The following is a 26,121-nucleotide window of genomic DNA, read 5'->3' as shown; positions in this document are numbered from 1 at the left end:
CGGCAAGGACTTGGCTTGTCTGCTTTTTCTGTAACGCTATGAAAAACTACGATCTGATCGTCGTCGGCGCCGGCATTGTCGGCCTGGCCCATGCCTATACCGCTGCCACGCGCGGCCGCTCCGTGCTGGTGATAGAGCGCGACGGCGCCTGCCTAGGGGCATCGATTCGCAACTTCGGTTTTGTCACCATCACGGGCCAGCGCGCTGGCGCCCATTGGCGGCGCGCCATGCGCTCACGCGATGTCTGGGCAGAGATTGCACCCAAGGCCGGTATCGATGTCCTTCATTCCGGCCTGTGGCTGACGGCGCGCCGCCCTGCTGCGGCAGCGGTGCTCGAGGCATTCATGCAAACCGAGATGGGCTCGGACTGCGAGCTGCTGACGCCAGCCCAGGCCGCGGCGCGCCACCCGGCGCTGCGCACCGACGGGCTGCAGTCCGTGCTCTACAGCCCGCACGAGCTGCGCGTGGAGTCGCGCACAGCCATCCCGCAACTGGCCCTGTGGTTGCAGCAGGATCTGGGAGTGGATTTCGCCTATAGCGAAAGCGTGACGGAGGTGGCAACGCCGCGCGTGACCACCTCGCGTGGCCGCTATCACGCCGAACGTGTGGTGGTCTGCAACAACGCCGATCCAGGTGGACTGTTTGCAGGCGAATGGACTGACAACCAAGTGCAGCTGTGCCAGTTGCAGATGCTGCGCGTCAAGCCGCAAGCGGGCTTCAAGCTCGAAGGATCGGTCATGGGGGATCTGAGCCTGGTGCGCTACGAAGGCTATAGCGCGCTGCCCGAAGCCACTGCATTGCGCGCCGAGCTGGAGCGCGAGGAGGCCGAAAGCCTGAAGCACGGCATCCACCTGATCGCCGTGCAAAGCGCCGATGGTTCGCTGGTGGTCGGCGATTCGCACCACTACGGCAGCGCACCCCAGCCTTTTGCCAGCGAAGCTGTCGACCAGCTCATGCTGCGGCATATGCACGAGGCGCTGCATATCGACAAGGCCCAGGTTGTGGAGCGCTGGACGGGCATCTATCCCTCCAGTGCCGAAGCCCCTTGTTTTGTCAAGGCGCCAGATGCAGCGACACGTGTGGTGGCTGTGACCAGCGGCTCGGGCGCGAGTACGGCGTTTGGTCTGGCCGAAGAGGTGTGGAAGGCCTGGTAGCTGCTACGGATTGAATAGCTGCTGGCGCTTGTAGGTTCTCGAATTTCAAGAAAATAAAATCAAAAGCTATATCTATCAAGCGCAAATAGCTATCGAAAAATGAGCATCACTGCTGCACGAACAGCGGCGCAATCAGCATGACGAGCAGGATGGCGGCCAGTACGGCAAACATGATCTTGACCCAGCTGTAAGGCCGCTCGCCCGCAATCTGACCGGTATAGCCATTGGCCACGATCTGGTAGGTCTTGCTGCCATAGGTGTAGCCGACCAGCCAGACCGGCACCAGCGTGTGCTTGAAGCTGCGGCCCGAGTATTGGCGCTGGACCTGCAGATTGCGCTGAGTGTCTCCCGGCACCTCGCGCGAGCACATGCTGCGCAGCTGACTGTCCATGTCTTCCTCGTTGATCCTGGCGGCCTTGGATAGGTCCACCTGGTAGCGCTCCACCGTCCAGCCGCGCACGAACTCCGGGCTGTAGGGCTTGAGATCGGTGGTGGTCGGGAAGGGCTCCACCTGGCGCAGCAGATGGGCGTGCACGCCCACGGTGCCCGGCACCAGCTCATCGTCGAAGAAATGCTGCAGGCTGCCCGATGCCGGCTCCCAGCGCACATGCTGGACCTGGCGGGTCTGCAGATTGCCGTTGCCGTCGCGATAGGACTCGGTGGTGTAGTAGTAATAGCCGGCCTCTGCCCACCACTGGGCGCTGGCATGGGCGTCAAAGGTCCAGTAGGGCAGATAGACGCCGTGCAGCGTATCCGTCAGCGCGGCGCTCTTGAGCTTGCTGGGCGCAAACCAGCGGCTGCCATACCACTGGCGGATCTTGTCGCGAATCTGTCCGTCGCTGATCTTGAACGGCAGGATGCTCTGCGGCGTGATGGCGTCGCTGCGCTCCTCATGGGCGACGATGGCCGGCGAGCCGCAGAAGTCGCAGCGCTGGGCCACGTTCTTGCCGAGAAACACAGAGATGGCGCGGCAGTTCTGGCATTGCACCTCGTAGCGCTCGTCCGAGCCCCAGCCGCGACCGCTGGCCGGGTTGCGCAAGGCATCGGCCAGATCCTGCTCCACCACGGAGCGCCCCGGCTCGGGCTGCGTCTGCTCGCTCCAGGGAACGACGGTGCCGCAGTATGGACATCTGAGCGATTGGGCCTTGGCATTCCACTCCAGATTGCCGCCGCATTCGGGGCAGACATGTCGGCCCACCATGGAGGGAGGCGCCGTCTCGGAGACAGGGGTGAATGCAGAACCGGAAGAGCGGGAAGAGGAAGCGGGTGTGGCCACGGCAAAAACGGGTTCAGGCGGCAGCGGCGGCGGGATGGGCTTCGTAGAAGGTCACGCAGTTGCCATCTTCGTCGAGAAGACTGAATTCCTGGGTGCCCCAGGGCTGCTGGCGCAGACCGCCATTGGGGTGAACCGCATTCTCGGCCAGGCACTGCGCATGAAGGGCGGCAATTCCCGCCACCTGGATGCGGCAGCTGGTCTGCCTGGGAATCTCCGGGTCCTGGCAGGCCCAGAAGTGCAGCTCCAGCCCGCCCAGCGAGACGATGGCGTACTCGCCGGGCTGGGCGTGGACGGTTCTGGCGCCCAGCACGCGGGCGTAGAAAGCCACGGTGCGCGCCATGTCCAGCGATGCCAGCACCGGAGTGGTGCTGATGAAAACCGGTTTGTGTTCATTCATGACGTGCACCCCGATGTCATGGATTGCGGATCAGCCGCGCAGGAACTCGTCCAGCGCAGCCTGGGCGATGCGCCACTGGCTGCCGATCTGGCGGGCCTTGAGGTTGCCGGCCTGGATTTCGGCCAGTACGTCGGCCTCGGCCACGCCCAGCACCTGGGCCGCCTGGGCGGGAGTCAGCACCTGCAGACCGGCGGCGGCCGGGGCGGCAGGCGTCTGTGCGGCTTGCGCCGCGGCCGGCGAGAAGGGGTCTGCCACAGCAGCGGCCGGGGCGCCTGCAGCGCCACCGCCTTGCATGCCCTTCATCATTTCCTGGGCCATGCCGAAGCCCATGGCCATGGTGGCAGGAATAGTGGCTGCGGCAGCGCCTTCGCCGCCATTGGCCATGGCCTGGCCCATCTGGTACTTCACATAGTCGTTGAGGTTGCCGATGGCGCCCATGCTGGAGCGCTTGTCGATGGCCTGCTCCACCTCGGGCGGCACGGAAACGTTCTCCAGCAGGAAGCTGGTGATTTCCAGGCCGTATTTCTCGCTGACGGCCGGGTTGATGAGCTGCAGCAGCGCGTCGCCCAGCTCGCTGTAGCGCTGGGCCACATCGAGTGCCGGCACCTGGGCCTTGGCCAGGGCCTCGGAGAAGATGCTGACGATGCGCGAGCGCATGGTGTCGGCAAACTCGTCGATGCGGAAGTTCTGGTCCGTGCCCGCCACTTCCTTGAGGAACAGGGCGGCGTTGGTGATGCGGAAGTCATAGGTACCGAAGGCGCGCAGACGGATCACGCCAAAGTCCTTGTCGCGCATCATGATGGGGTTGGAGGTGCCCCATTTGTTGCCCGTGAACAGGCGCGTGTTGATGTAGTAGACATCGCACTTGAAGGGCGAGTTGAAGCCGTACTTCCAGCCGCGCAGCGTGGACAGAACCGGGATGTTCTGCGTGGTCAGCAGATAGCGGCCCGGATTGAACAGGTCTGCGAACTGGCCTTCGGAGACGAACTGCACCTGCTGCGACTCACGCACGATGAGCTGGGCGCCGTTCTTGATTTCCTTGTCTTCATCGGGCCAGCGATACGACAGCGTGTCGCGCGAATCATCGCTCCATTCGATGATTTCGATCAGTTGCTTGGTGATGATTTTCATGAAATCCATGACGTGCTCCGAATGAGGATGACGGGAAAGGAATCATTCTAGGAGGCAAACCGCAGCAGCCGGTTCCGGGATGCATGGCAGTTGCGCGGAAATTGTTAAAAAGTGAGCGCACTGCACTCGCTATCCAATGGTTTCAGGGTCAATTGATGCTGAAACTGTCTATTCACGGTTGGTAAGTGCTAGCGTTTTGCTTTTCCACATTTTGAAATCACCGGCTGGAGCCCTTTCGTGAATATGCCCGCTGTGGGGCCGCGCAGACAGACTACGCCCGTGATCAGTGGCACAGACTTAGAATCTACCGCTTATGCGGTCGATACCGCCCAGAACACCTCTTAATGAAGATGCCGCCCGCAATCGCCAGTGATTGCTGACGTGCGAACGTATACAAGTCATGCTGACCTTCCAACAAATCATTCTGAAACTGCAGTCCTACTGGGCCGAACAGGGCTGTGCATTGCTCCAGCCCTATGACATGGAAGTCGGCGCCGGCACCTCGCACACCGCGACCTTTCTGCGCGCCATCGGCCCCGAGCCCTGGAAGGCCGCCTATGTGCAGCCCAGCCGTCGTCCCAAGGACGGCCGCTATGGCGAGAACCCCAACCGCCTGCAGCACTACTACCAGTTCCAGGTTGTGCTCAAGCCCGCACCCGACAATATTCTCGAGCTGTACCTCGGCTCGCTTGAAGCCCTGGGCTTCGATCTGAAGAAGAACGACATCCGCTTTGTCGAGGACGACTGGGAAAACCCCACGCTGGGCGCCTGGGGCCTGGGCTGGGAAGTCTGGCTCAACGGCATGGAAGTGACCCAGTTCACCTATTTCCAGCAGGTCGCCGGCATCGACTGCAAGCCTGCCACCGGCGAAATCACCTACGGCTTGGAACGTCTGGCCATGTATCTGCAGGGCAAGGAATCGGTGTACGACCTGGTCTATACCGACGGCCTGTCCTATGGCGACGTGTTCCACCAGAATGAGGTGGAGCAGTCCACTTACAACTTCGAGCATTCGAATGCCGAGTTCCTGTTCAGCGCCTTTGCAGCTCATGAAGGCACTGCCAATCAGCTGATTGACGCCCAGCTGGCGTTGCCCGCCTATGAGCAGGTGCTCAAGGCCGCCCACACCTTCAACCTGCTGGACGCCCGTGGCGCCATCTCGGTGACCGAGCGCGCTGCCTATATCGGCCGCATCCGCAACCTGGCCCGCGCCGTGGGCAAGAGCTATCTGGACAGCCGCGCGCGCCTAGGCTTCCCCATGGCGCCCAAGGCCCATGCCGACGAGGTGCTGGCCGAGCTGGCCAAGGCCGCAGAGCAGGCAGCCAAGAAAGCCGCATAAGCGGCTTCAGGCCTCATTCCGACCCATATCCCAAAATTTCAGCGGCCAGCCTGGATCTAGCAAGCGCTGGCGGCTATCAAGATCATCATGAACGCATCGAATCTACTGGTTGAACTGTTTGTCGAAGAGCTGCCGCCCAAGGCACTGCAAAAGCTCGGCGATGCTTTTGCCGCTGTCATCTTCGAGCAGCTCAAGGCCCAGGGACTGTTGGCATCGACCGAGTCGCGCCTGACCGCCTACGCCTCTCCCCGCCGTCTGGCCGCGCACATCACCGAAGTGCTGCCCCAAGCCGAAGACAAGGCTGTCTCGCAAAAGCTGATGCCTGTCTCCGTGGCGCTGGATGCCGAGGGCAAGCCCACGGCGGCACTGCTCAAGAAACTGGCGGCCCTGGGGGCCGACGAATCCGCTGTGGCCGCTCTGAAGCGCCAGGGCGAAGGCAAGGCCGAAGCCCTGTTCTACGAATCCACAGCCAAGGGCGTGCTGCTGACCGACGGCGTGCAAAAGGCGCTGGACGAAGCGCTGGCCAAGCTGCCCATCCCCAAGGTCATGCGCTACCAGTTGCAGGACGGCTGGACCAGCGTGCACTTTGTGCGCCCGGCCCACGGCCTGGTCGTGATGCATGGCACCCAGGTGCTGATCGGCGTGAAGGCCCTGGGCCTGACCGCCGGCGCTGCCACGCATGGTCACCGCTTTGAAGCCGCTGTGGACCCCGTGGTCATCCAGAACGCTGACAGCTATGCCGAGCAACTGCGTGAAGAAGGCGCCGTGATCGCCAGCTTTACCGAGCGCCGTGCCGATATCGCCCGCCAACTGCAGGCGGCTGCCGAACGCATTGGCGGCGACGTGCGCCCCATCGACGACCCGGCCCTGCTGGACGAGGTGACGGCCCTGGTCGAGCGCCCCAATGTGCTGGTCTGCGAATTCGAGAAGGAATTCCTGGCCGTGCCCCAGGAATGCCTGATCCTGACCATGAAGGCCAACCAGAAGTACTTCCCGCTGCTGGACGCCAATGGCAAGCTGACTCATCAATTCCTGATCGTCAGCAACATCCAGCCCCAGGACGCGTCGGCCGTGGTCGGAGGCAACGAACGTGTGGTGCGCCCCCGCCTGGCGGACGCCAAGTTCTTCTTCGACCAGGACCGCAAGAAGACCCTGGCCAGCCGCGTAGAGCAACTGGACAAGGTGGTCTATCACAACAAGCTGGGCACCCAGGGCGAGCGCATTGCCCGCGTACGCGCCATCGCCAAGAGCATTGCCCAGCAGTTGGGCAACTCCGAACTGGGCCGTCTGGCCGATCAGGCCGCCATGCTGGCCAAGACCGATCTGGTCACCGACATGGTGGGAGAGTTCCCCGAGCTGCAAGGCATCATGGGCCGCTACTACGCCCAGAACGACGGCCTGGATGTGGCTGTGGCCGATGCCATCGAAGACCACTACAAGCCCCGCTTTGCCGGCGACGAACTGCCGCGCGGCGATGTAGGCGTGATCGTGGCCCTGGCCGACAAGCTCGAAACCCTGGTCGGCATGTTCGGTATCGGCAACCTGCCCACCGGCGACCGCGATCCCTTCGCCCTGCGCCGTCATGCGCTGGGCGTGATCCGCATGCTGGTCGAAAAGGATCTGGAGCTGGATCTGGAAACCCTGCTGGTCAGCACGCTGCCGGCCTTTGGCGACAAGATCCAGGACGCCACGCCCCAGCTGGTCGAATTCATCTACGACCGCCTGGCCAATATGTTCCGCGAACAAGGCTACAGCGCCCAGGAAGTGGAAGCCGTGCTGGCCCTGCAGCCCCAGCGCCTGTCCGACGTGCAAAAGCGCCTGGAAGCCGTGCGAGCCTTTGCGACTCTGCCCGAAGCAGCGGCCCTGGCCGCGGCCAACAAGCGTGTGGGCAATATCCTGAAGAAGGCCGAGACCGACGTTCAGCCCCATGTGAATGAGGGTCTGCTGGCAGAGCAAGCCGAAAAAGACCTGTATGCGGTGCTGCAGCAAGTGGCACCCAAAGCCCAGCAACAGTTTGCAGCAGGTGATTACACCGCCAGCCTGCAAACCCTGGCAGCATTGCGTGCCTCGGTCGATGCATTCTTTGAGCAAGTCATGGTCAATGCCGAAGACCCGGCTCTCAAGGCAAACAGACTGGGCTTGCTGGCTTTGCTCCATGAGGCCATGAATCGGGTGGCGGATTTGGCGAGGCTAGCTGTTTGAACGTGGCTTTTTGAGCTATCAACGAGGAGATGCCGATAATGGGGCATCTCCTTTTTATTTTATGAAATGAAAGTTCATAAGGTTGTTGTTAGCGAGTGCTGCGAAAAATAATAGATTCATTGAAAAATGGCAGGAGCAATAAGGTCTTCACAGGCTGAATTGGATATAAAGGCTGAAATTGATAGCAAAACAAATATTTCAGTATTTTCTCTCGAAGGCAGTTCCGGGAATAATCAACTTTTCCGCAATTGCCATCTACACGCGAATCCTTTCGCCTCATGATTATGGCGTCTACTCCATTGCGCTGATTACATCCACCTTTCTGGCATTGGTCTGTTTTCAATGGGTGCAGCTATCTCTTTTGAGATTCTATGCAGAAAATATTCATCAGGAAGATAAGTTCCTTAGAACGATTTTCTACTGCTTTTTCATTTCGGCCCTGCCTTTGATTGTCGCGGCTCCGGTAATCTACGTATTCCTTCCTTCACTGAAGTCATGGCCGGTTCTGGCTTTGGTGGTCGCCTTGGCGGTGGCGCAGGCTTGGTTCGACCTTGCGGCGGAAATAGCGCGCGTGAAGCTGGAACCCCTGCGCTATGGTGCAATGGCTTTCACACGTTCCATGCTCAGCCTGGGTGTGGGTGTGGCGATGGTCATGATGGGGGGTGTTTATTACGGCCCCTTGACCGGGCTTGCTCTGGGATCCTGCGCTGCAGCCTTGGCCTTTGGAATGCAGTCCATGCGCGGCAAGATGAATATTCATGCGGGCTCGCGCCTGGATGTGGCTTCTTATCTTCATTACGGGCTTCCGCTCACTTTGACATTTGCCTTGGCCATGGTGATTGCCGGCACTGACAGATTGATGATTGGCAGTCTGCTGAGCGAGTCGGATGCGGGTAGCTATGCAGCTGGCTTTGATTTCATCTGGCAACTGATTACTTTGGCGATGGTGGTCATCAATCTGGCTGTCTATCCCCTCACGCTCAATGCGTATGCAAAGCAGGGCGATGCCGGAGCCCAGACTCAGTTGGCTCGCAATGGTCCGCTGTTGCTGGCGGTTTCCTTGCCATTGGCGTGTGCGCTAGGCATGCTTGCGCCTCAATGGAGCGAGTTGGTGCTGGGCAGCTCCTTCAGGGATGTGGGGCGCGCGATCGCTCCATGGATTGCCGCTGCCGCTGTTTTGGCTGGGATACGTGCATACCATTTTGATCTGGCTTTTCAGATCAAGGCGCGTACCAAATATCAGGTGGTGATTGTTGGGATGACGGCGCTATTGAATATAGGCCTGAATTTCTGGTGGATTCCCGCCTTCGGAGTTCTGGGTTCTGCCTATGCTACCTTGATCGCTTATATGTTCTCCTTTGTTTTGAGCTTCTATCTGGGGAGAAATATTCTGAAAATTCCTATCCTGAACAAGGAGTCATTTCAGGTGTTATGCGCTAATGCTCTTTTTTTAATTGTGCTGTTTGGAGCAAGTAAATTCTCTGGTTATTTTTTCTGGGTTGCAGTTATATCAAGTGGAGTCATCTATCTCTTGGCTTTGATCGGAATGAATTTTATGGATGCTAGAACCTTTCTGCTCAAGAGGATGGGGTATGCAAAAAACATCTGAAAAAGTAGCGCTTTTTGTCCCTTCCTTGGGAGGCGGAGGGGCTGAGCGGGTCATGGTTCTCCTCGCCAATGGTCTGGCTGATGCTGGCTATGAGGTGGACCTAGTCGTGGTCAATGCCCATGGCAGCCATCGCGATGCATTGTCGGCACAAGTGCGGCTGATGGATCTTCATAAACCTAGGGTGCTTGCAGCAATGCCCGGCTTGATAGCTTATTTGCGCCGCGAGAAGCCACGTGTCATGATTTCTGCGCTGGACTACGCCAATGTGGTTGCATTGCTGGCGACACGTTTGGCTTGTGTGTCGACCAAGCTGATAATTACTGAGCACAGTACTTTGTCCATCGCAAGCGAAAAAGATTTTCGCGGCAGAGGCAGGCTGTTGCCTACGCTGATGCAGCTGACCTATCCTTGGGCAGACCAGATATTGGCGGTATCCCAAGGTGTGGCCGATGATCTGGCGAACAAGCTGAATATCAAACGTTCCAAGATTGCTGTGGCATATAACCCTGTTGTGACCGAGCAATTGAGCATGCTGGCGGCACAAGAAGTGCAGTGGCCATGGCCCCGGGTTGAGGGAATCCCTTTTATCTTGGCAACAGGCCGTTTGGCTGCAGCTAAGGATTTTTCCACTTTGCTGAAGGCATTCTCCATTCTGAGAAAGAAAAGGTCGGCCAAGCTGCTTATTTTGGGAGAGGGTGAAGAGCGTGGCATGCTTGAGCAAAAGATCGCTCAGTATGAGTTGGGGGAGGATGTGGCTCTACCTGGATTCGTGAGTAATCCTTATGCGTGGATGGCGTCGGCAGATCTTTTCGTGATGTCCTCGCGCTGGGAGGGGCTTCCGACGGTATTGATTGAAGCCATGGCATGCGGTGCTCCTATTGTCAGCACGGACTGTCCCAGTGGGCCAGCAGAGATCCTTGAAAATGGAAAATGGGGGCGGCTGGTTGCTGTGGGCGATGGCGCTGCCTTGGCTGAAGCCATGGATGCATCGATTCTGGACGCTGATCGTCACCCCGGTCTTGCAAGGGCGCAGGATTTTAGTGTCAAGAAGTCTGTGCTGAAGTACATGCAATTCATCAAAATATTATCATCCTGATGGACCTTTTACATATGAATATGAATGATACTAGGAAGAGTTTTGGCGGTTTCCTGGCGCTGGCTTTATTCATGCTATTCATGTGTGCTGTTCCATGGGTGTCGATATATGAATCAATATATCAATTCCCGTATGAGGATAGAAGTGTTTATTCACATTACTTTCTGTTTGAAGAAAGCGTTTTGAGTTATGTAAAGTTTTCAGGAGTCAAGGATTATTTCATCAATGAATTTTTATGGCATTATTCTGTTATTTCGTTGATGAAGCATGGGGTTGGTCTTGAAATAATTTTCTTTTGTGTTTCTTTCTTTTCATTGCTCATGCCGGCTATGCTGGTTTTGAAATATGGGAAGCCATGGATGCTGATATTTCTCATTAATCCATTAGTCGTTGATTTTTCATTTTCGCAACTGAGATCTGCTTTAGCTGTAGCTATTCTGATTTTGGCATTTATTTTGAAGGATAGGTATAAATATATTGCGATCGGAGTGGTACTTGTGGCCATGCTGATTCATACTGCATCCGTTATTTTTCTATCTATTTATATATTTATAGTTTTTATGGATGGATTTTCCCAAAAATTCAGATTGGGGAAATCGATATATTTGATTTTTATATTAATGTTTGGCGCAATGATTTCCATTGCATTAGGGCCTTTGAGGGAGTGGATACTCATCCTTTTGGGTGATAGAAGAGCTGAATATCCTGATATGCGAAGCTCATTTCAATACTCGCTTTTTGGGATGTTGATGCTTTTTGCAATGATATTCAATTATAAAGAAATGATGAAGTCTTTCTTTGGTAAGTACAGCTATGTTGTTCTGTCTATAGTTACATTCAACGTTTTGCACGGTGGATACTCCACCAGATTTCTTGCAGCCACGTTGCCTATTTTTATTTTGACAATATTTGATTTTGAGCGCTGGTGGAAGATATGCATGGTCTCGATTTTTGTTATTTATATAACTCTTCAGTGGCTTTTTTGGTTAAGAGTTCTATAGAATGCTAATTATTCACATAATTACTGGTCTTGGAGATGGCGGGGCAGAAGCTGTTCTTTATCGCCTATGCACCTCTGATAAAGGAAACTGCCACAAGGTAATTTCTTTAATGGATGGGGGTAAATATGGGGTTCTGCTAAAGGAAGCTGGTGTCGAGGTAGAGTGCTTGAATATGCCAGCCGGAAGTTTGACTCCGGGGGGGGTGAAGCTTCTGTGGAAACTTTTACGAAATGAAAAGAAGGTGCATGCCGGAACTGATTTGGCTGTTCAGACCTGGATGTACCATGCCGATCTGGTGGGTGGAGTAGTCGCAAAGACTTCAGGCATCAAGAACATAGTCTGGGGGATTCATCACAGCATTCTGGAAAAGGGAAAGACCAAGGCATCGACAAGATTGATTGCTAAAATCAATGCCCTGTTGTCCTATTGGGTTCCAGAAGTCATTGTTTGTTGCGCAGAAAAATCACGGGTCATTCACGAGAAAATAGGATTTTCTTCGAGAAAGATGAAGGTCATACCCAATGGCTACGATCTTCAGAAATTCTCACCGAAGTCTGTAGACGCCAAGCTTTTGAGGCAGGAGTGGGGTATTCCTGAAAACATGCCTTTGCTGGGGATGGTGGGCCGCTTTGACCCACAAAAGGATCATGAGAATCTGATCAAGGCATTGGCTCTTTTGAGGAGTCAGGGCCTAGAGTTCCGGTGTGTGCTGGTGGGGCGCGGCATGGATGCCGCCAATCAGGAGGTCACAAGCAAGCTTCTGCTCAATGGCTTGCAAGAGCATGTGCACCTGCTGGGCCAGCGAAGCGATATTCCTGCCGTGATGAGCGCGCTGGATCTGCATGTGCTTTCCAGCTCAGCCGAGGCTTTCCCTAATGTGATTGCCGAAGCCATGGCATGCGAGACTCCTTGTGTGACCACAGATGTTGGCGATGCCGCTTTGATGGTAGGCGATACGGGCTGGGTGGTGCCGCCGGGCAATCCGCAGGCTCTGGCTGCAGGCATTCAGGACGCTGTGTCGGCCATGGCGCAGGCTGAAGCCTGGCTTCTAAGACAGGCTGCCGCCAGAGCCCATGTATCAAACAGCTTTGGTCTGGATCGTATGCTGGCATCCTATCGGGATGCATGGGAAGGACGCGTGTGAAATTGGTCTTGCTTGGTACGGTTTCTGCCAGTGTTTTCAACTTCCGCACATCCCTGATCAAGGAGTTGGTGGCGAGAAATCACACGGTATATGTGCTCTGTGTGGACTATGACGATGTCTCCCGAGAAAAAATTGTGGCTCTTGGAGCCATACCTGTGGACTACTCTCTCAACAGAGCAGGACTCAATCCGATCAGGGATCTCGTTGATACCTGGAAGCTGTTTAGGCAACTGAAGAAGATCGCCCCCGATGTGGTGCTGTCCTATTTTGTCAAGCCGGTGATCTTCGGCTCCATTGCTGCCCGAATGGCTGCGGTTCCTCGCAATATCGGCATGCTTGAGGGTCTGGGATATGTATTCACCGATCTACCGACCGGGCTGAAGCGCAAGCAGAGAATCCTGCGCTGGGTACAGGTATTTCTTTATCGCCTGGCTCTCCCCGGACTGGACCGCCTGATTTTCCTGAATCCAGATGACTCAGCAGACCTGTTGAGTCGCAACGGCCTAAAGGCAAAGAATGTCAGCATTTTGGGCGGTATCGGAGTGGATCTGGAAAAGTATCCATATATACCGTTGGACTCCCAAAAATCGCCAAGCTTCATCTTTGTAGGCAGGCTTTTGGCGGAAAAGGGTATCAACGAATATGTGGCTGCCGCCAAAAAGGTGAAGAACCTGCATCCAGAGGCCCGCTTTGTGGTGCTGGGCGGTCTGGACGAGGAAAATCCGGGTGGGCTTTCACGCCTGGAGCTGGACGATTTGATTGCATCCGGCGTCGTCGAATATCCGGGCCATGTGAGCAGCGTAATACAGTGGCTGACAGATGCCAGCATTTTTGTACTGCCCTCCTATCGTGAAGGCGTTCCCTGCAGCACTCAGGAGGCCATGGCTGTTGGGCGTGCAGTAATTACCACCGATGTGCCGGGCTGCCGCGAAACCGTTGTCGATGGTGTCAACGGCTATCTGGTTCCGCGTTGGGATGCCGAGGCTCTGGCGCAGAAAATGCTTTGCCTTGTCCGCGATCCTGCTCTGGTCGCAAGAATGGGTGAGGAAAGTCGGCGTCTTGCAGAGCAGCGGTTCGACGCCGAAAAGGTCAATGCCCGGCTTATCCAGATGTTGCTTGATTAATTGCGACGAGGCGGAATCCAGCGGAAATAGGCCAGCTTGCTGTAGAACGCCAGATAGCAAATAACGCTAATGAAAAAGCAACTGGCCGTCAGCCATTTGTTTTGGTAGGTTAATACCGCCATCAGGCAGGGCACGGCCGCATACATCCAGAGGAAGGGTGAAGTCAAGCCATTCTGGATAGGTTTGGAAAAGCTGGAGAATGCTTTCTTGGCCCAGCGCTTGTTGGCCAGCATATGCAGATGCACGCCATCGGGCTGGCTGGGGTGGTAGCCTTCTCGAATCGTCTTTCTGACAAAACTGAATCCGACCTCAATAATCGGGTAGGAGCAGATCAACAGACTGGTCCAGGGTGAAACAGAGGTGTTGCGCTCGGGTAGGAGAACTGAAATCCATGCCAGCATGAAACCCAGAAAATAGGCGCCGCCGTCACCCAGGAATATTTTTCCTGCCGGCCAATTCACTAAAAAAAATCCCATGACGGCACCTGCAATAATGAGGCAGGTGAAGGCCAGTGGGATATCTCCCACTTGGCGTGCGATAAATCCAAAGGCAGCAAGCATGATAATGGCTGTACCCGCCGTTAGGCCATTGAAGCCATCGATGATATTGATGGCGTTGGCAACGCCGCCGACAGCAAAGGCGGTGAATATGACGGAAATCAGAGTAAAGCTCAAAAGCCAGTCTATCCCCCAGATATCCACATGTGTCAGTGATGTGCCTGTAATACCCCAGCCCAGCACACCGGAAGCCATGGTGGCGAGCAGGCGCACCTTGACGGAGACTTTTTTTGTGATGTCTTCCATGAGGCCGAAAACAAAGGCTGGTATGCCTGCAAGCAGTATGGCACTGAGAATGGCGCGTTTTTCTGCTGCAGCGATGCCGTGGCTGGATACTGCATAGCCTACGAATACTCCAATGGCAATCGCAATACCGCCGATTCGAGGTGTGGGATTGGTATGGAATTTTTGCAAGCCGTCTGTTGTATCCATGGATAGACTGCCATGCCATTTCTTGGTGGTAACCAGCAACACGCAGGTGATAAAGGAGGCAAAACCTGCAAGGAACGCGTCGTACCTGAATAACTCTTGAACAGAGAAAATAATCGAATTCATGGAGTGAGTGGACGTGGAATTGTTTTATATCGTGGGAGGCTGACTCGGGGAAGTTGGCATCTTGCTCGTCTCCAAGAGCATTTGCGGCACAATGCAGCCCATCTGACTTGAACATTGTCCCATGGGACAGAGCCTTGATCTATGACCACCATTGACCCCACCACCCAGATCGCCCCCCGCGACAAAGCCGAAATCCTCGCGCAAGCGCTGCCCTACATCCGCAAGTTCCATGGCAAGACCATGGTCATCAAGTATGGCGGCAATGCCATGACCGATCCTGCCCTGCAGGCGGACTTTGCGGAAGATGTGGTGTTGCTCAAGCTGGTGGGGATTAACCCTGTGGTGGTTCATGGTGGTGGGCCTCAGATTGAAGCGGCGCTGGGTCGTCTAGGCAAGAAGGGTGAATTCATTCAGGGCATGCGTGTCACGGATGAAGAGACCATGGAAGTGGTGGAGTGGGTGCTGGCCGGCGAGGTGCAGCAGGACATCGTGGGTCTGATCCATCAGGCCGGCGGCAAGGCCGTGGGCCTGACGGGGCGAGATGGTGGCTTGATTCGTGCCAAGAAGCTCAAGATGCTGGATAACAAGGATCCGAGCATCGAGCACGATGTGGGTCAGGTGGGCGATATCGTTGCCATCGATCCCAGTGTGGTGAAGGCGCTGCAGGACGATGCTTTCATTCCAGTGATCAGCCCTATCGGTTTTGGTGAGGAGAACGAAAGTTACAACATCAACGCCGACGTGGTTGCAAGCAAACTCGCAACAGTGTTGCAAGCTGAAAAGCTGGTGCTTTTAACCAACACTCCAGGCGTTCTGGACAAGGCCGGTAATCTGCTGACGGATCTGACGGCACGCGAGATTGATGCGCTGTTTGCCGACGGTACGATTTCCGGCGGCATGCTGCCCAAGATTTCGGGCGCTCTGGACGCTGCCAAGGCGGGTGTGAATGCGGTGCACATCATCGATGGACGCGTGCCGCATTCCATGCTGCTGGAAATTTTGACGGACCAGGCGTATGGCACGATGATTCGCAGCCATTGATGAGCCTGTCTGGCCCTGACATGTGGTTGCTCTTCTCGAGTGACTTTTCACATATGGCGTTAACATCGCCGCAGGGCTTTCCCGGGTGGAGTCGCGCTCAGGACTCCGCTGCAAGCCGCCTTTGGGCGGCTTTTGTTTTTGAGCGAGGTAGGACTTTATGCGTTTGCTTCTGGTGGAAGATGATGTGATGGTGGCCAGCGGTATCAAGCTGGGTCTTTCCGATGCTGGTTATGCCGTGGACTGGGTGGGCAGTGCCGAGCGTGCACTGGAAGTGCTGGCCCAGGAAGCGTTCGATGTGGCGGTGATCGATATCGGCCTGCCGGGCATCAACGGCCTGGAGCTGACGCGTCGCCTGCGCAGCAGCGATGTGGAAAGCAAGGCCATGCCGGTGTTGATCCTCACGGCGCGCGATGCGCTGCAGGACCGGGTGCAAGGCCTGGACTGGGGCGCCGACGACTATATGGTCAAGCCTTTCGAGCTGCCCGAGTTGCTGGCGCGCCTGCGGGCGCTGATGCGCCGCTCCCAGGCAGCAACTTCTGCTGTCCTGAACTTTGGCTGTATCGAACTGGATACGGCGGGCCGCCGCGCCGGCGCACGCCAGCTGCCGCAGGAGGGCGAAACTGAAGGCAAGCTGCTGCCCATCGATCTGGGGCCACGTGAATGGACGGTGCTGGAGTATCTTTTGCTCAATGCCCCCAAGCCCGCCAGCAAGGAAAAGCTGCTGCAGGCCCTGACCGGTTGGGACCGTGAAATCACGCCAAATGCCGTGGAAGTTTATGTGTCTCGCCTGCGCAGCAAACTGGAGCCGCATGGCGTGGCCCTGCGCTCCATTCGCGGTTTCGGTTATCGGCTGGAGTTGATGCCTGAATCTGTTTGATTCTCTATTTGATAGCTGTCAGCGATTGATTGATATGGAATTCAGTTATTTATATATCTGAATCGGTTATTAATGAAGCGCTTGCAGCTATGAAAATTGAATACTCCGAGTTCTTATTAAATAAACATTAATGACCGCCAATCTGCGTTTTCGGCTGCTGGTTCTGCTTTTGGTGCCGCTGATGCTGTTGGCGGCCATGGGTGGCTGGTTCAGCTACAGCGCCGCCGATGAGGCCTCCACCCAGCATGACCAGCGTTTGCTGCGCTTGCTGCCGGCCCTGGCCGATTCGGTGCTCGCGCCCTCGATTGCGGACGGCACGCCGCCGCTGGTGTCGCTGACGCCAAGCGTCGAAGACTTTTTGCGCAATCAGGGCGATGAAGCAGGCTATGCCGTGGGCGATCTGCAGGGCAATGTGGTGGCAGGCGATACCTGGATCAACTTCGATGTGCCGGCGACCGGCACGGCGGAATTCCACAGCCAGGAGCACGACGGTGTGACCTATCGCGTTGCCGTGCTCAAGGCCGAAACCTATGGCGCCGGCGAGATGGTCGTCATGCTGGCCGACAGCAGCGATGTGCGTCAGCAATGGGTGCGCCAGTTGCTGATGCATGTGCTGCTGCCCAATCTGCTGCTGATTGCGGGCGCGGCCGTGGCCATTTACTGGTCGGTGAGCCGGGCCTTCAAGCCGCTGCACAAGCTGACTCAGGCGGTGGAGCGCCGCTCGCCGCGCGATCTGAGCCCGATCGACGAGCAGACCTCGCCAGCCGAGGTCCGCCCGCTGGTGCGCTCGCTCAATCGCCTGTTCTCCCTGGTCAATGCCCAGGCCGAAGGCCAGCGCCGTTTCGTCGCCGATGCAGCCCATCAGCTGCGCACGCCGCTGGCGGCCTTGCAGACCCAGGTGGAGGCCTGGGCCCTGAGCGGGCAGGAGGCCAGGCGCCTGGCCAAGCGGACAGGGGAGCAGGCGCAGGTCGTGCTTACGGTGGAGCAGATCGAGCAGTTGCGCGATGCAACCCGGCGCACCTCCCAGCTGGCGCGTCAGTTGCTGGCCCTGTCGCGTGCCGATGCGCGCAATGCCGAGGTGCAGCCGCTGCAGGAGGTGGACCTCAAGGAACTTTGCGAGAGCATGCTCGAGACCTTTATCGATCGTGCCTCGATCAAGCATCTGGACTTTGGCCTCGAGGTCGAGCCTGCATCGGTCTGGGGCCATAGCTGGTTGCTGCGCGAACTGGTTTCCAACCTGGTGGAAAACGCCATCAAGTACACGCCCAGAGGCGGCAGTGTCACCTTGCGCTGCGGTCTGCGCCCCCGGCCCGTGGGCACGGACGATGCAACCCTGCTGCAGATGGCGGGTGTGCAGCAATGGGCTTTTGTCGAGGTTGACGATGACGGGCCCGGCGTGCCCGAAGAAGAGCGCAGCCAGATTACCCAGCGTTTCTATCGCGCCCAGGGAGTGATTGAAGAGGGAACCGGTCTGGGCCTGGCAATTGCCGATGAAATAACGCAATTGCATCAAGGTGTACTGAGTTTTTCAGATGGAAGTTTCGGTAAAGGCCTATTAGTAAGACTTGAAATTCCGGTTCAATCAGTTTCAGAAGGCAGTCATGAGGTATCTGAAGCTCTCAAAGGTTAATTTCTCGGTTACGCTTGCGTGTTGGTGAGAGCGGGGGTGAAAGTTCGGGGTGGAGACCGCAAGCCTGCTGTGTATTAAGGTTGGTTTGACGCACCTGACACCTACCGGTAAGGATAGTCGTGTGCTTAACAGTGCAACTGGCTGTGAGAAAATTGCTAATAAATACTGAGTCGCCTATGTCTGAGTCTGAAGTCCTGTCGCCTGTTTCCAATATTGAAAATCCCGCGGAGGACAGTCCTGCCGCTCCTGCCATGGCTCCTGCGCGCAAGCGCCCCAAGCCCGGCGAACGCCGCGAGCAAATCCTGCAGGCATTGGCCTCCATGCTGGAAAAGCCGGGTGCCGACCGTATCACCACGGCAGCTCTGGCTGCCCATCTGAGCGTGAGCGAGGCGGCCCTGTACCGCCACTTTGCCAGCAAGGCCCAGATGTTCGAGGGACTGATCGAGTTCATCGAGCAGTCCGTCTTCACGCTGGTGCAGCAGATTGTGGGCCGCGATGTGCCCGAGGCCGCGCATGATCCGGTCACTAGCGTGCGCAATGCCAACCGCGTGGTGGCATTGCTGCTGCAGTTTGGCGAAAAAAACCCCGGCATGGTGCGCGTGATGGTCGGCGATGCCATCGTTTTCGAGCACGAGCGTCTGCAGACCCGCATGAACCAGTTCTTTGACCGCATCGAGTCCACCTTGCGCCAATGCCTGCGCCCTGCCGCCGGCGCCATGGGCTCTGCTGCACCGACGGCCGAAGCATCGGTTGCTGCCAGTGTGCTGACCTCGTTTGCGCTGGGACGTCTGCAGCGCTATGCCCGCTCGGGCTTTCGCCGCCTGCCCACCGAACACCTGGATGCCAGCCTGGCCATGATGGTCGTGGTCTGAGTCGCTCGTCGGGCACTCTTTCAGGAACGCCGCAGTCTCAGGACTGGCGGCGTTTTTTATTGCGCATCGAGGCAGCTGAGTCGGCAAAAGTCCTGGCGGGGAAAGGCTAAGTATTTACCCTGGATGGATTCAAAATCGGCCGGAAATTGTGCAAAATAGAACGAACGTTCGTTTTATTGAGAGTTTCATGGCCTCGTCCTCCGCTTCCCGTTCTTCAACTTCGCCCGCAGGTCGGGATGTGGCGCACCCGGCTGGCCGCGGGGGGGCTGCGAGCAGGAAGATCAGCGCAAAGTCTCGCAAGCTGCACGCCGAGGCGCAAGCTGCGGTTAGCCCCAGTAAGGCCGTGGAGGGGGCTGCCACCAAGTCTGCGGGCCGATCGCTCGCAAAAGGTCAGCAAACCAAGGCCACGATTGTCGAGGCTGCGCTCAATCTGGCCACCCATATCGGGCTGGAAGGGCTGTCCATTGGCGCGATTGCCGAACTCACGGGCATGAGCAAATCAGGGGTGTTTGCCCATTTCGGCTCGCGTGAGGAATTGCAGATTTCCGTGGTGCACGAGTACCACGACCGTTTCGAGCAGGAAGTCTTCTACCCCGCCATCGAGGCGCCGCGCGGCATTCCGCGTCTGCGAGCGCTGTTTGGCAACTGGATGAAGCGCACCTCCATAGAGATCGACTCCGGCTGCATCTATATCAGCGGAGCAGTGGAGTTCGACGATCGCACGGGTCCGGTGCGCGATGCGCTGGCCGAGTCCGTCGGCACCTGGCTGGCTGCCATGCGCCGCACCATTGTGCAAAGCCAGGAATGCGGCGATCTGCGTGCCGATGCCGATGCCAGCCAGTTGCTGTTTGAAATTCACGGCCTGATTCTTGCCCTGCATTACGAGGCGCGCTTTCTGCATAGCGAGGGCTCGATAGAGCGGGCTCATGCAGGCTTCAACAACATTCTGGCGCGCTATGCCAGCGAGCCGCCAGCCGCCTGACGCCATTCACAACTCGCGTCAGTTCCAACCCCAAAAAAGCAAACCGTTCAACGCGCAACCATCACAGGAGACGACAAATGCCCAGCTACAACCCGCCACTGCGTGACATGCAATTCCTCATGCACGAGGTCTTCAAGGTCACCGAGACCTATCAGCAGATTCCCAAGTACGCGGAGGTCGATACCGACACCATCAACGCGGTGGTCGAAGAGGCGGGCAAATTTGCGGCCAATGTCACCTTTCCCTTGAATATCTCCGGCGACGAAGAGGGCTGCACGCTGAACAAGGAGACCCACGAGGTCACCACGCCCAAGGGCTTCAAACAGGCGTATGCGCAGTTCATCGAGGGCGGCTGGCCGGCACTGTCCTGCGATCCGGAGTATGGCGGCCAGGGTTTGCCGTTCGTGCTCAATTCGGCGCTTTATGAAATGCTCAACAGCGCCAATCAGGCCTGGACCATGTATCCCGGTCTGTCGCATGGAGCCTATGAGGCCCTGCATGCCTACGGCACGCCGGAGCAGAAGAAGACCTATCTGGGCAAGCTGACCAGCGGCGAGTGGACCGGCACCATGTGCCTGACCGAGCCGCACTGCGGCACTGACCTGGGCCTGCTGCGCACCAAGGCCGAGCCGCTGGCGGACGGCAGCTATCGTGTCACCGGCAACAAGATCTTCATCTCGGCCGGCGAGCATGACTTCACCAGCAACATCGTGCACCTGGTGCTGGCGCGTCTGCCCGATGCGCCTGCCGGCTCCAAGGGCATCAGCCTGTTCGTCGTGCCCAAGTTCAAGGTGAAGGCCGATGGAACGCTGGGCGAGCGCAACCCGATTTTCTGCGGTGCGCTGGAGCACAAGATGGGCATTCACGGCAATGCCACGGCCCAGATCAATATCGACGGTGCCATCGGCACCCTGGTGGGCGAGCCCAACAAGGGTCTGCAGGCCATGTTCGTGATGATGAACGCGGCCCGTCTGGGCGTGGGCAACCAGTCGCTGGGGCTGACCGAAGTGGCCTACCAGAATGCGCTGGCCTATGCCAAGGACCGCCTGCAGATGCGCAGCCTGTCGGGCGTGAAGGCCAAGGACAAGCCGGCCGACCCCATCATCGTCCATCCCGATGTGCGCCGCATGCTGCTCACGGCCAAGGCCTATGCAGAAGGCGGCCGCGCGCTGTCCACCTTCTGCGGCCTGCTGCTGGACAAGGAGTTGCACCATCCCGACGAGAAGGTGCGCAAGGACAGCGGCGAGTTGGTGGCGCTGCTGACGCCCATCGTCAAGGCCTTCATCACCGACAACGGCTGGACGGCGACAACCCTGAGCCAGCAGGTCTTCGGCGGCCACGGCTTCATCAAGGAATGGGGCATGGAGCAGTTTGTGCGCGATGCGCGCATCAACATGATCTATGAAGGCACGAACGGCATCCAGGCGCTGGATCTGCTGGGCCGCAAGATCCTGGGCAACCAGGGCGCGACGCTCAAGAAGTTCGGCAAGCTGATCGCCCAGTTGGTGGAGGAAGAAGGCGTCAACGAGAAGATGAGTGAGTTCATCACGCCCATTGCCATGCTGGGCGAGCAAATGACCAAGTTCACCACCGAGGTCGGCTTCAAGGGCATGCAGAACCCCGACGAAGTCGGCGCAGCCGCCGTGGACTATTTGCGTGTGGCCGGTCATCTGGTCTTCGGCTACCTGTTTGCCCGCATGGCCCAGGTGGCGCTGCGCGAGATCGCAGCCGGCAATGCCGATCCTTTCTATCAAGGCAAGCTGCAGACCGCGCGCTTTTACTTCGCCAAGCTGTTCCCCGAGACGGCGACGCTGATGCGCACCGCGCGCGCCGGCAGCCAGTCGCTGATGGACAGCGACGCGGCCCTGGCCTGATGTTCCGCAGGCACATGCTGCGATGCTATTTAAAGAGTAGCTGTATGCGCCTATTCATCCCTTGTTTTGAATATAAAGGACTTGGAAATGAAGAAAATCAAAGCGGTAGCAGCTCTGGTATTGATATCGGGCAGCATGTCCGCCGCCTGGGCGCAGATGTCGCCCGTGGGCACCTGGCGCAGCATGGATGAAAAGGAAAACACGCCCAAGGCGCAGGTGAAGATCACCGAGGCCGGCGGCGTGGTCACGGGCAAGGTCGAGGCCCTGCTGCGCAAGGGCGCGGACCCGAATGCGCTGTGCACCGAGTGCAAGGACGAGCTCAAGGACAAGCCCGTGGTGGGCATGACGCTGATCAGCGGCGTCAAAAAGGTCGAGGGCAAGGAGGTCTGGGAGGGCGGCAAGATTCTCGATCCCGAAAACGGCAAGACCTATACCGTACGCCTGACGCCCGTAGACGCAGGCCAGAAGCTGGAAGTGCGCGGCTCCATCGGTCCTTTCTGGCGTACCCAGACCTGGATCCGCGTTCAGTAAATCTCAAGACAGAAAACAGCCAGCGCCTCAGTCCCATGCTTTGTCCGTGGCAAGGCCGCTGGCCCTTAATGGAACATAGCTCATGTCCCGATTCAATGTGAAAAAAGTCGCCGTGCTGGGCGCGGGCGTGATGGGTGCGCAGATTGCGGCTCATCTGGTCAACGTCAAGGTGCCGGTCATTTTGTTCGACCTGCCGGCCAAGGAAGGCCCCAAGAGCGGCATTGCAGAGCGTGCCATTGCCAATCTGAAGAAGCTCAAGCCTTCGCCTATCGGCGTGGCCGATGATGTGGAGCTGATCCAGGCGGCCAACTACGAAGAGCATATGAAGCTGCTCAAGGGCTGCGATCTGGTGATCGAGGCCATTGCCGAGCGCATGGACTGGAAGCTGGATCTGTATCACAAGATCGCTCCCTTCGTCGCCAAGCACGCGCTGCTGGCGTCCAATACCTCGGGCCTGTCGATCACCAAGCTGTCCGAGGCCTTGCCCGACGCCATCAAGCCGCGCTTTTGCGGCATCCACTTTTTCAACCCGCCGCGCTATATGCAGCTGGTGGAGCTGATCAACACGCCCACCACGCAGGCCGAGGTGCTGGATCAGCTCGAAGCCTTTGTCACCAGCACGCTGGGCAAGGGTGTGGTGCGCGCGCACGACACGCCCAACTTCATCGCCAACCGTATCGGCATCGCCGGCATGCTGTCCACGATGAAGGAGGTCGAGAACTTCGGTCTGTCCTTTGACGTGGTGGACGACCTCACGGGCAAGAAGCTGGGCCGAGCCTCCTCGGGCACCTTCCGCACTGCCGACGTGGTGGGCCTGGACACCATGGCCCATGTCGTCAAGACCCTGCAGGACAATCTGAGCCTGGAGACCGACCCCTTCTACGGCAGCTTCGGCACGCCGCCCGTGCTGGCCAAGCTGATCGAGCTGGGCAACCTGGGCCAGAAGACCAAGAAGGGCTTCTACAAAAAGGTCGGCCGTGACATCTTCCAGTTCGAGCTCGACAGCGAGGACTACATTCCCGCAGGCGGCAAGGCCGACGAGGTCTACGGCCGCATGCTCAAAAAGCCCGCTGCAGAGCGCCTCAAGCTGCTGCGCAATGCCGAGGGCAAGGAGGGCCAGTTCCTCTGGGCCATTTTGCGCAACAGCTTTCACTATGCCGCCGTGCACCTGCAATCCATTGCCGATTGCGCACGCGATGTGGACCAGGCCATGCGCTGGGGCTTCGGCATGAAGCAGGGCCCGTTCGAGCTGTGGCAGGAAGCCGGCTGGCTGGAGGTGGCCAAGATGGTCCAGGAGGACATCGATGCCGGCAAGGCGCTGTGCAAGGCAGCGCTGCCTCAATGGGTTTTCGAAGGTCCGGTGGCCGAGGCCGGCGGCGTGCATACGGGCAATGGTTCGTGGAGCCCCGCGCAGAATAAGTTCGTGCCGCGCCGTGTGCTGCCCGTGTACGAGCGTCAGCTGTTCCCCGAGAAACTGCTGGGTGAAACCGATCTGCCCGACTGGCAGACGGCTGGCACGACGATTGCCGAAACCAGGGCTCTGCGTACCTGGACGCTGGACGAGGATGAAAGCTCCTCCGGTAAGCGGGTCTTGATTGCCAGCATCAAGAACAAGATGCATGCCATCAGCCCCGAAGTCATGGAAGGCCTGATGGAGGCGGTGGATACGGCAGAGAGCGACTTCGACGCCATGGTCATCTGGTCCGGCGATGCGCCCTTCAGCGTGGGCGCCGACCTGGAGGCCACCATGCCTGCCTTTGTGATCGGTGGTGCCGACGCCATCGAGAGCATCGAGCAGGAGCTGCAGAACCTGATGCTGCGCCTGCGTTATGCACAGGTGCCCGTGGTGTCTGCCATTCACGGGCTGGCGCTGGGCGGCGGCTGCGAGATGGCGGTGTATTCGGCGCGCCGCGTGGCCCATATGGAAAGCTATATCGGTCTGGTGGAAGTCGGCGTGGGCCTGGTGCCCGGTGCCGGCGGCCTGACTTATATCGCGCGTCGCGCTGCCGAAAATGCAGCCACCAGCACCGGCAAGGATTTGCTGCCCTTCCTGACCGAAGGCTTCACGGCTGCCGCCATGGCCAAGGTGGGCACCAGCGCGCTGGAGTCGCGCAAGCTCGGCTATTTGCTGGACAGCGACATCGTCGTGGCCCACAAGGACGAGGTGCTGTTTGTCGCCATCAACGAGGCCAAGGCCATGGCGGCCGGCGGCTGGCGTGCGCCGCACAAGCGCAGCTTCCCCGTGGCGGGCCGTAGCGGCCAGGCCACGATCAAGGGTTCGCTGGTCAATATGCGCGACGGCGGCTTCATCAGCGAGTTCGACCAGCATATTGCGGGCCTGATCGCCAATGTGGTCTGCGGCGGCGATGTCGATGCCGGCACGCTGGTGGATGAGGCCTATCTGATGAGCCTGGAGCGCAAGGCTTTCTGTCATCTGATTGCCCACCCCAAGACCCATGAGCGAATCCTGGGCATGTTGAACACCGGCAAGCCGGTTCGCAACTAAGGCGAAGCGAGGAGAAACAAAAATGAAGCAAGTACAAGACGCCTATATCGTTGCTGCCACGCGCACACCCATCGGTCGCTCGCACAAGGGTTTTTTTCGCAACTACCGTCCCGACGATCTGCTGGCCACCACGCTCAAGGCGGCGCTGGCCCAGGTGCCTGGCCTGGACCCCAAGGCGATCGAGGACATCGTCTGCGGCTGCGCGATTCCCGAAGCCCAGCAGGGCCTGAACGTGGCGCGTATCGGTGCCGTGCTGGCGGGACTGCCCACCAGCATCGGCGGCATCACCGTCAACCGTTTTTGCGCCTCCGGTCTGTCGGCCGTGGCCATGGCGGCGGACCGTATCCGCGTCGGTGAAGCCGATGTGATGGTTGCTGCCGGCGTGGAGAGCATGAGCATGGTGCCCATGATGGGCAATGCGCCCAGCCTCTCGCCCAGCATCTTCGAGCGCGATGGTGATGTGGGAATTGCCTATGGCATGGGCCTGACGGCGGAGAAGGTGGCCCAGCAGTGGAAGGTCTCGCGCGAGGCGCAGGATGCGTTTGCACTCGAATCGCACCGCCGCGCGATTGCCGCGCAGCAGGCCGGCGATTTCGCTGCCGAGATCACGCCGATCGAAGTCACCGACCGCACGCTGAACATCGCCACCGGCGAGACCGTGGCCAGCACGCGCACCGTGAGTCTGGACGAAGGCCCGCGCCCCGATACCAGCATCGAAGGCCTGGCCAAGCTGCGCACCGTTTTTGCGGCGCGCGGCACGGTCACGGCGGGCAATAGCTCGCAGACCAGCGACGGTGCGGGCGCGCTGATCATTGCCAGCGGCGATGCCGTCAAGCGCTTTGGTCTGACGCCGCTGGCGCGCTTCGTCAGCTATGCCAGCAAGGGCGTGCCGCCCGCCATCATGGGCATTGGCCCTATCGAGGCCATTCCCGCCGCGCTGCGCTATGCGGGTCTCAAGCAGGACGATATCGACTGGTACGAGCTCAACGAGGCCTTTGCAGCCCAGTCCCTGGCTGTCATCAACACCCTGGGGCTGGACCAGAGCAAGGTCAACCCCATGGGCGGTGCGATTGCATTGGGCCATCCCCTGGGTGCGACCGGTGCCATCCGTGCCGCCACCGTGGTCCATGCGCTGCAACGCAAGCAGCTCAAGTACGGCATGGTGACCATGTGCGTGGGCATGGGTCAGGGCGCGGCTGGCATCTTCGAGCGCGTCTGAGCGC

At 58.4% G+C, this 26,121-nt stretch carries 21 protein-coding genes; 17 read left to right on the top strand and 4 right to left on the bottom strand.

The genetic code is table 11. From position 1 onward, the window contains the following. Positions 1–38 precede the first annotated feature (38 nt). Positions 39–1,154, top strand: coding sequence for a TIGR03364 family FAD-dependent oxidoreductase (locus tag AAIL66_RS02415; protein ID WP_343495919.1), 1,116 nt, complete (start codon positions 39–41; stop codon positions 1,152–1,154). Positions 1,155–1,260: 106 nt separating this feature from the next. On the opposite strand, the gene AAIL66_RS02410 is transcribed toward AAIL66_RS02415, so the two are convergent. The 3 genes from AAIL66_RS02410 to AAIL66_RS02400 all read right to left on the bottom strand — a co-directional run bounded on the left by AAIL66_RS02410 (position 1,261) and on the right by AAIL66_RS02400 (position 3,967). Beyond that, complete coding sequence (locus AAIL66_RS02410) at positions 1,261–2,355, bottom strand: TFIIB-type zinc ribbon-containing protein (protein ID WP_034354551.1); 1,095 nt, start codon at positions 2,353–2,355, stop codon at positions 1,261–1,263. Between the two features lie 88 nt (positions 2,356–2,443). Beyond that, positions 2,444–2,827 (bottom strand): VOC family protein, encoded by a 384-nt coding sequence (locus AAIL66_RS02405; RefSeq protein ID WP_343495918.1) that lies wholly within the window; start codon positions 2,825–2,827, stop codon positions 2,444–2,446. 30 nt (positions 2,828–2,857) lie between these two features. After that, positions 2,858–3,967 carry an SPFH and helix-turn-helix domain-containing protein gene (locus AAIL66_RS02400; protein ID WP_343495917.1) on the bottom strand — a complete coding sequence of 370 codons (1,110 nt, stop codon included), beginning with the start codon at positions 3,965–3,967 and terminating at the stop codon, positions 2,858–2,860. Positions 3,968–4,358: 391 nt separating this feature from the next. On the opposite strand from AAIL66_RS02400, the gene glyQ reads away from it, so the two are divergent. The 7 genes from glyQ to AAIL66_RS02365 all read left to right on the top strand — a co-directional run bounded on the left by glyQ (position 4,359) and on the right by AAIL66_RS02365 (position 13,473). Further along, the gene (gene glyQ, locus AAIL66_RS02395) at positions 4,359–5,297 is read left to right on the top strand and encodes a glycine--tRNA ligase subunit alpha (RefSeq protein ID WP_003068041.1); all 939 of its coding nucleotides are present in this window, start codon (positions 4,359–4,361) and stop codon (positions 5,295–5,297) included. 87 nt (positions 5,298–5,384) lie between these two features. Beyond that, complete coding sequence (gene glyS / locus AAIL66_RS02390; protein WP_343495916.1) at positions 5,385–7,499, top strand: glycine--tRNA ligase subunit beta; 2,115 nt, start codon at positions 5,385–5,387, stop codon at positions 7,497–7,499. A 178-nt stretch (positions 7,500–7,677) separates the two neighbouring features. Then, complete coding sequence (locus AAIL66_RS02385) at positions 7,678–9,108, top strand: oligosaccharide flippase family protein (RefSeq protein WP_343495915.1); 1,431 nt, start codon at positions 7,678–7,680, stop codon at positions 9,106–9,108. Further along, positions 9,092–10,204, top strand: a complete 1,113-nt coding sequence (locus tag AAIL66_RS02380) for a glycosyltransferase (protein WP_343495914.1) — start codon at positions 9,092–9,094, stop codon at positions 10,202–10,204. The genes AAIL66_RS02385 and AAIL66_RS02380 overlap by 17 nt, the downstream gene beginning before the upstream one ends. Before the next feature lie 14 nt (positions 10,205–10,218). Then, positions 10,219–11,205: a hypothetical protein gene (locus AAIL66_RS02375; RefSeq protein WP_343495913.1), complete on the top strand. Its 987-nt coding sequence runs from the start codon at positions 10,219–10,221 to the stop codon at positions 11,203–11,205. A gap of 1 nt (position 11,206) precedes the next feature. Further along, positions 11,207–12,349, top strand: a complete 1,143-nt coding sequence (locus AAIL66_RS02370) for a glycosyltransferase (RefSeq protein WP_343495912.1) — start codon at positions 11,207–11,209, stop codon at positions 12,347–12,349. Continuing rightward, positions 12,346–13,473 carry a glycosyltransferase family 4 protein gene (locus AAIL66_RS02365; RefSeq protein WP_343495911.1) on the top strand — a complete coding sequence of 376 codons (1,128 nt, stop codon included), beginning with the start codon at positions 12,346–12,348 and terminating at the stop codon, positions 13,471–13,473. Before AAIL66_RS02370 ends, AAIL66_RS02365 begins: the two co-directional genes overlap by 4 nt. Here AAIL66_RS02365 and AAIL66_RS02360 read toward each other — a convergent pair. After that, positions 13,470–14,585: a glycosyltransferase gene (locus tag AAIL66_RS02360; RefSeq protein WP_034404267.1), complete on the bottom strand. Its 1,116-nt coding sequence runs from the start codon at positions 14,583–14,585 to the stop codon at positions 13,470–13,472. The two genes, AAIL66_RS02365 and AAIL66_RS02360, sit on opposite strands and share 4 nt — an antisense overlap. 141 nt (positions 14,586–14,726) lie before the next feature. Between AAIL66_RS02360 and argB the strand changes: the two genes are divergently transcribed. From argB to AAIL66_RS02315, 9 genes are all read left to right on the top strand, one after another. Then, a complete protein-coding gene (gene argB, locus AAIL66_RS02355) occupies positions 14,727–15,626 on the top strand; it encodes an acetylglutamate kinase (protein ID WP_003068053.1) in 900 nt (299 codons plus the stop codon). Between the two features lie 157 nt (positions 15,627–15,783). Next, positions 15,784–16,503 carry a response regulator transcription factor gene (locus tag AAIL66_RS02350; RefSeq protein WP_003068054.1) on the top strand — a complete coding sequence of 240 codons (720 nt, stop codon included), beginning with the start codon at positions 15,784–15,786 and terminating at the stop codon, positions 16,501–16,503. A 130-nt stretch (positions 16,504–16,633) separates the two neighbouring features. Continuing rightward, positions 16,634–18,133 (top strand): sensor histidine kinase, encoded by a 1,500-nt coding sequence (locus AAIL66_RS02345; protein ID WP_034354523.1) that lies wholly within the window; start codon positions 16,634–16,636, stop codon positions 18,131–18,133. A 176-nt stretch (positions 18,134–18,309) separates the two neighbouring features. After that, on the top strand, positions 18,310–19,005 hold the full coding sequence (slmA, locus tag AAIL66_RS02340; RefSeq protein ID WP_003081301.1) for a nucleoid occlusion factor SlmA: 696 nt from the start codon (positions 18,310–18,312) through the stop codon (positions 19,003–19,005). Between the two features lie 187 nt (positions 19,006–19,192). After that, positions 19,193–19,987, top strand: a complete 795-nt coding sequence (locus tag AAIL66_RS02335) for a TetR/AcrR family transcriptional regulator (protein WP_343495910.1) — start codon at positions 19,193–19,195, stop codon at positions 19,985–19,987. Positions 19,988–20,064: 77 nt separating this feature from the next. After that, positions 20,065–21,861, top strand: coding sequence for an acyl-CoA dehydrogenase C-terminal domain-containing protein (locus AAIL66_RS02330; RefSeq protein WP_343495909.1), 1,797 nt, complete (start codon positions 20,065–20,067; stop codon positions 21,859–21,861). Between the two features lie 87 nt (positions 21,862–21,948). Then, complete coding sequence (locus AAIL66_RS02325) at positions 21,949–22,392, top strand: DUF2147 domain-containing protein (protein WP_343495908.1); 444 nt, start codon at positions 21,949–21,951, stop codon at positions 22,390–22,392. A gap of 82 nt (positions 22,393–22,474) precedes the next feature. Further along, positions 22,475–24,898 (top strand): 3-hydroxyacyl-CoA dehydrogenase NAD-binding domain-containing protein, encoded by a 2,424-nt coding sequence (locus AAIL66_RS02320; protein WP_343495907.1) that lies wholly within the window; start codon positions 22,475–22,477, stop codon positions 24,896–24,898. 22 nt (positions 24,899–24,920) lie between these two features. Then, positions 24,921–26,117, top strand: a complete 1,197-nt coding sequence (locus AAIL66_RS02315; protein WP_034354504.1) for an acetyl-CoA C-acyltransferase — start codon at positions 24,921–24,923, stop codon at positions 26,115–26,117. Positions 26,118–26,121 lie beyond the last annotated feature (4 nt).

Origin of the sequence: Comamonas sp. F1-6 (assembly GCF_039581415.1) — a bacterium.
Lineage (GTDB): Bacteria > Pseudomonadota > Gammaproteobacteria > Burkholderiales > Burkholderiaceae_C > Comamonas > Comamonas thiooxydans.
The sequence above is the reverse complement of the archived record's forward strand: the minus strand, read 5'-3'. Positions and strand labels throughout refer to the sequence as shown.

What these genes read in the sequence shown, in the direction of transcription:
- AAIL66_RS02405 (WP_343495918.1), bottom strand. Translation starts at nt 2,827, where the DNA reads ATGAATGAACACAAACCGGTTTTCATCAGCACCACTCCGGTGCTGGCA.
- slmA (WP_003081301.1), top strand. Translation starts at nt 18,310, where the DNA reads ATGTCTGAGTCTGAAGTCCTGTCGCCTGTTTCCAATATTGAAAATCCC.
- AAIL66_RS02350 (WP_003068054.1), top strand. Translation starts at nt 15,784, where the DNA reads ATGCGTTTGCTTCTGGTGGAAGATGATGTGATGGTGGCCAGCGGTATC.
- AAIL66_RS02410 (WP_034354551.1), bottom strand. Translation starts at nt 2,355, where the DNA reads ATGGTGGGCCGACATGTCTGCCCCGAATGCGGCGGCAATCTGGAGTGG.
- AAIL66_RS02315 (WP_034354504.1), top strand. Translation starts at nt 24,921, where the DNA reads ATGAAGCAAGTACAAGACGCCTATATCGTTGCTGCCACGCGCACACCC.
- AAIL66_RS02360 (WP_034404267.1), bottom strand. Translation starts at nt 14,585, where the DNA reads ATGAATTCGATTATTTTCTCTGTTCAAGAGTTATTCAGGTACGACGCG.
- argB (WP_003068053.1), top strand. Translation starts at nt 14,727, where the DNA reads ATGACCACCATTGACCCCACCACCCAGATCGCCCCCCGCGACAAAGCC.
- AAIL66_RS02345 (WP_034354523.1), top strand. Translation starts at nt 16,634, where the DNA reads ATGACCGCCAATCTGCGTTTTCGGCTGCTGGTTCTGCTTTTGGTGCCG.
- AAIL66_RS02335 (WP_343495910.1), top strand. Translation starts at nt 19,193, where the DNA reads ATGGCCTCGTCCTCCGCTTCCCGTTCTTCAACTTCGCCCGCAGGTCGG.
- AAIL66_RS02415 (WP_343495919.1), top strand. Translation starts at nt 39, where the DNA reads ATGAAAAACTACGATCTGATCGTCGTCGGCGCCGGCATTGTCGGCCTG.
- AAIL66_RS02330 (WP_343495909.1), top strand. Translation starts at nt 20,065, where the DNA reads ATGCCCAGCTACAACCCGCCACTGCGTGACATGCAATTCCTCATGCAC.
- AAIL66_RS02325 (WP_343495908.1), top strand. Translation starts at nt 21,949, where the DNA reads ATGAAGAAAATCAAAGCGGTAGCAGCTCTGGTATTGATATCGGGCAGC.
- AAIL66_RS02375 (WP_343495913.1), top strand. Translation starts at nt 10,219, where the DNA reads ATGAATATGAATGATACTAGGAAGAGTTTTGGCGGTTTCCTGGCGCTG.
- AAIL66_RS02370 (WP_343495912.1), top strand. Translation starts at nt 11,207, where the DNA reads ATGCTAATTATTCACATAATTACTGGTCTTGGAGATGGCGGGGCAGAA.
- AAIL66_RS02320 (WP_343495907.1), top strand. Translation starts at nt 22,475, where the DNA reads ATGTCCCGATTCAATGTGAAAAAAGTCGCCGTGCTGGGCGCGGGCGTG.
- AAIL66_RS02380 (WP_343495914.1), top strand. Translation starts at nt 9,092, where the DNA reads ATGCAAAAAACATCTGAAAAAGTAGCGCTTTTTGTCCCTTCCTTGGGA.
- glyQ (WP_003068041.1), top strand. Translation starts at nt 4,359, where the DNA reads ATGCTGACCTTCCAACAAATCATTCTGAAACTGCAGTCCTACTGGGCC.
- AAIL66_RS02400 (WP_343495917.1), bottom strand. Translation starts at nt 3,967, where the DNA reads ATGGATTTCATGAAAATCATCACCAAGCAACTGATCGAAATCATCGAA.
- glyS (WP_343495916.1), top strand. Translation starts at nt 5,385, where the DNA reads ATGAACGCATCGAATCTACTGGTTGAACTGTTTGTCGAAGAGCTGCCG.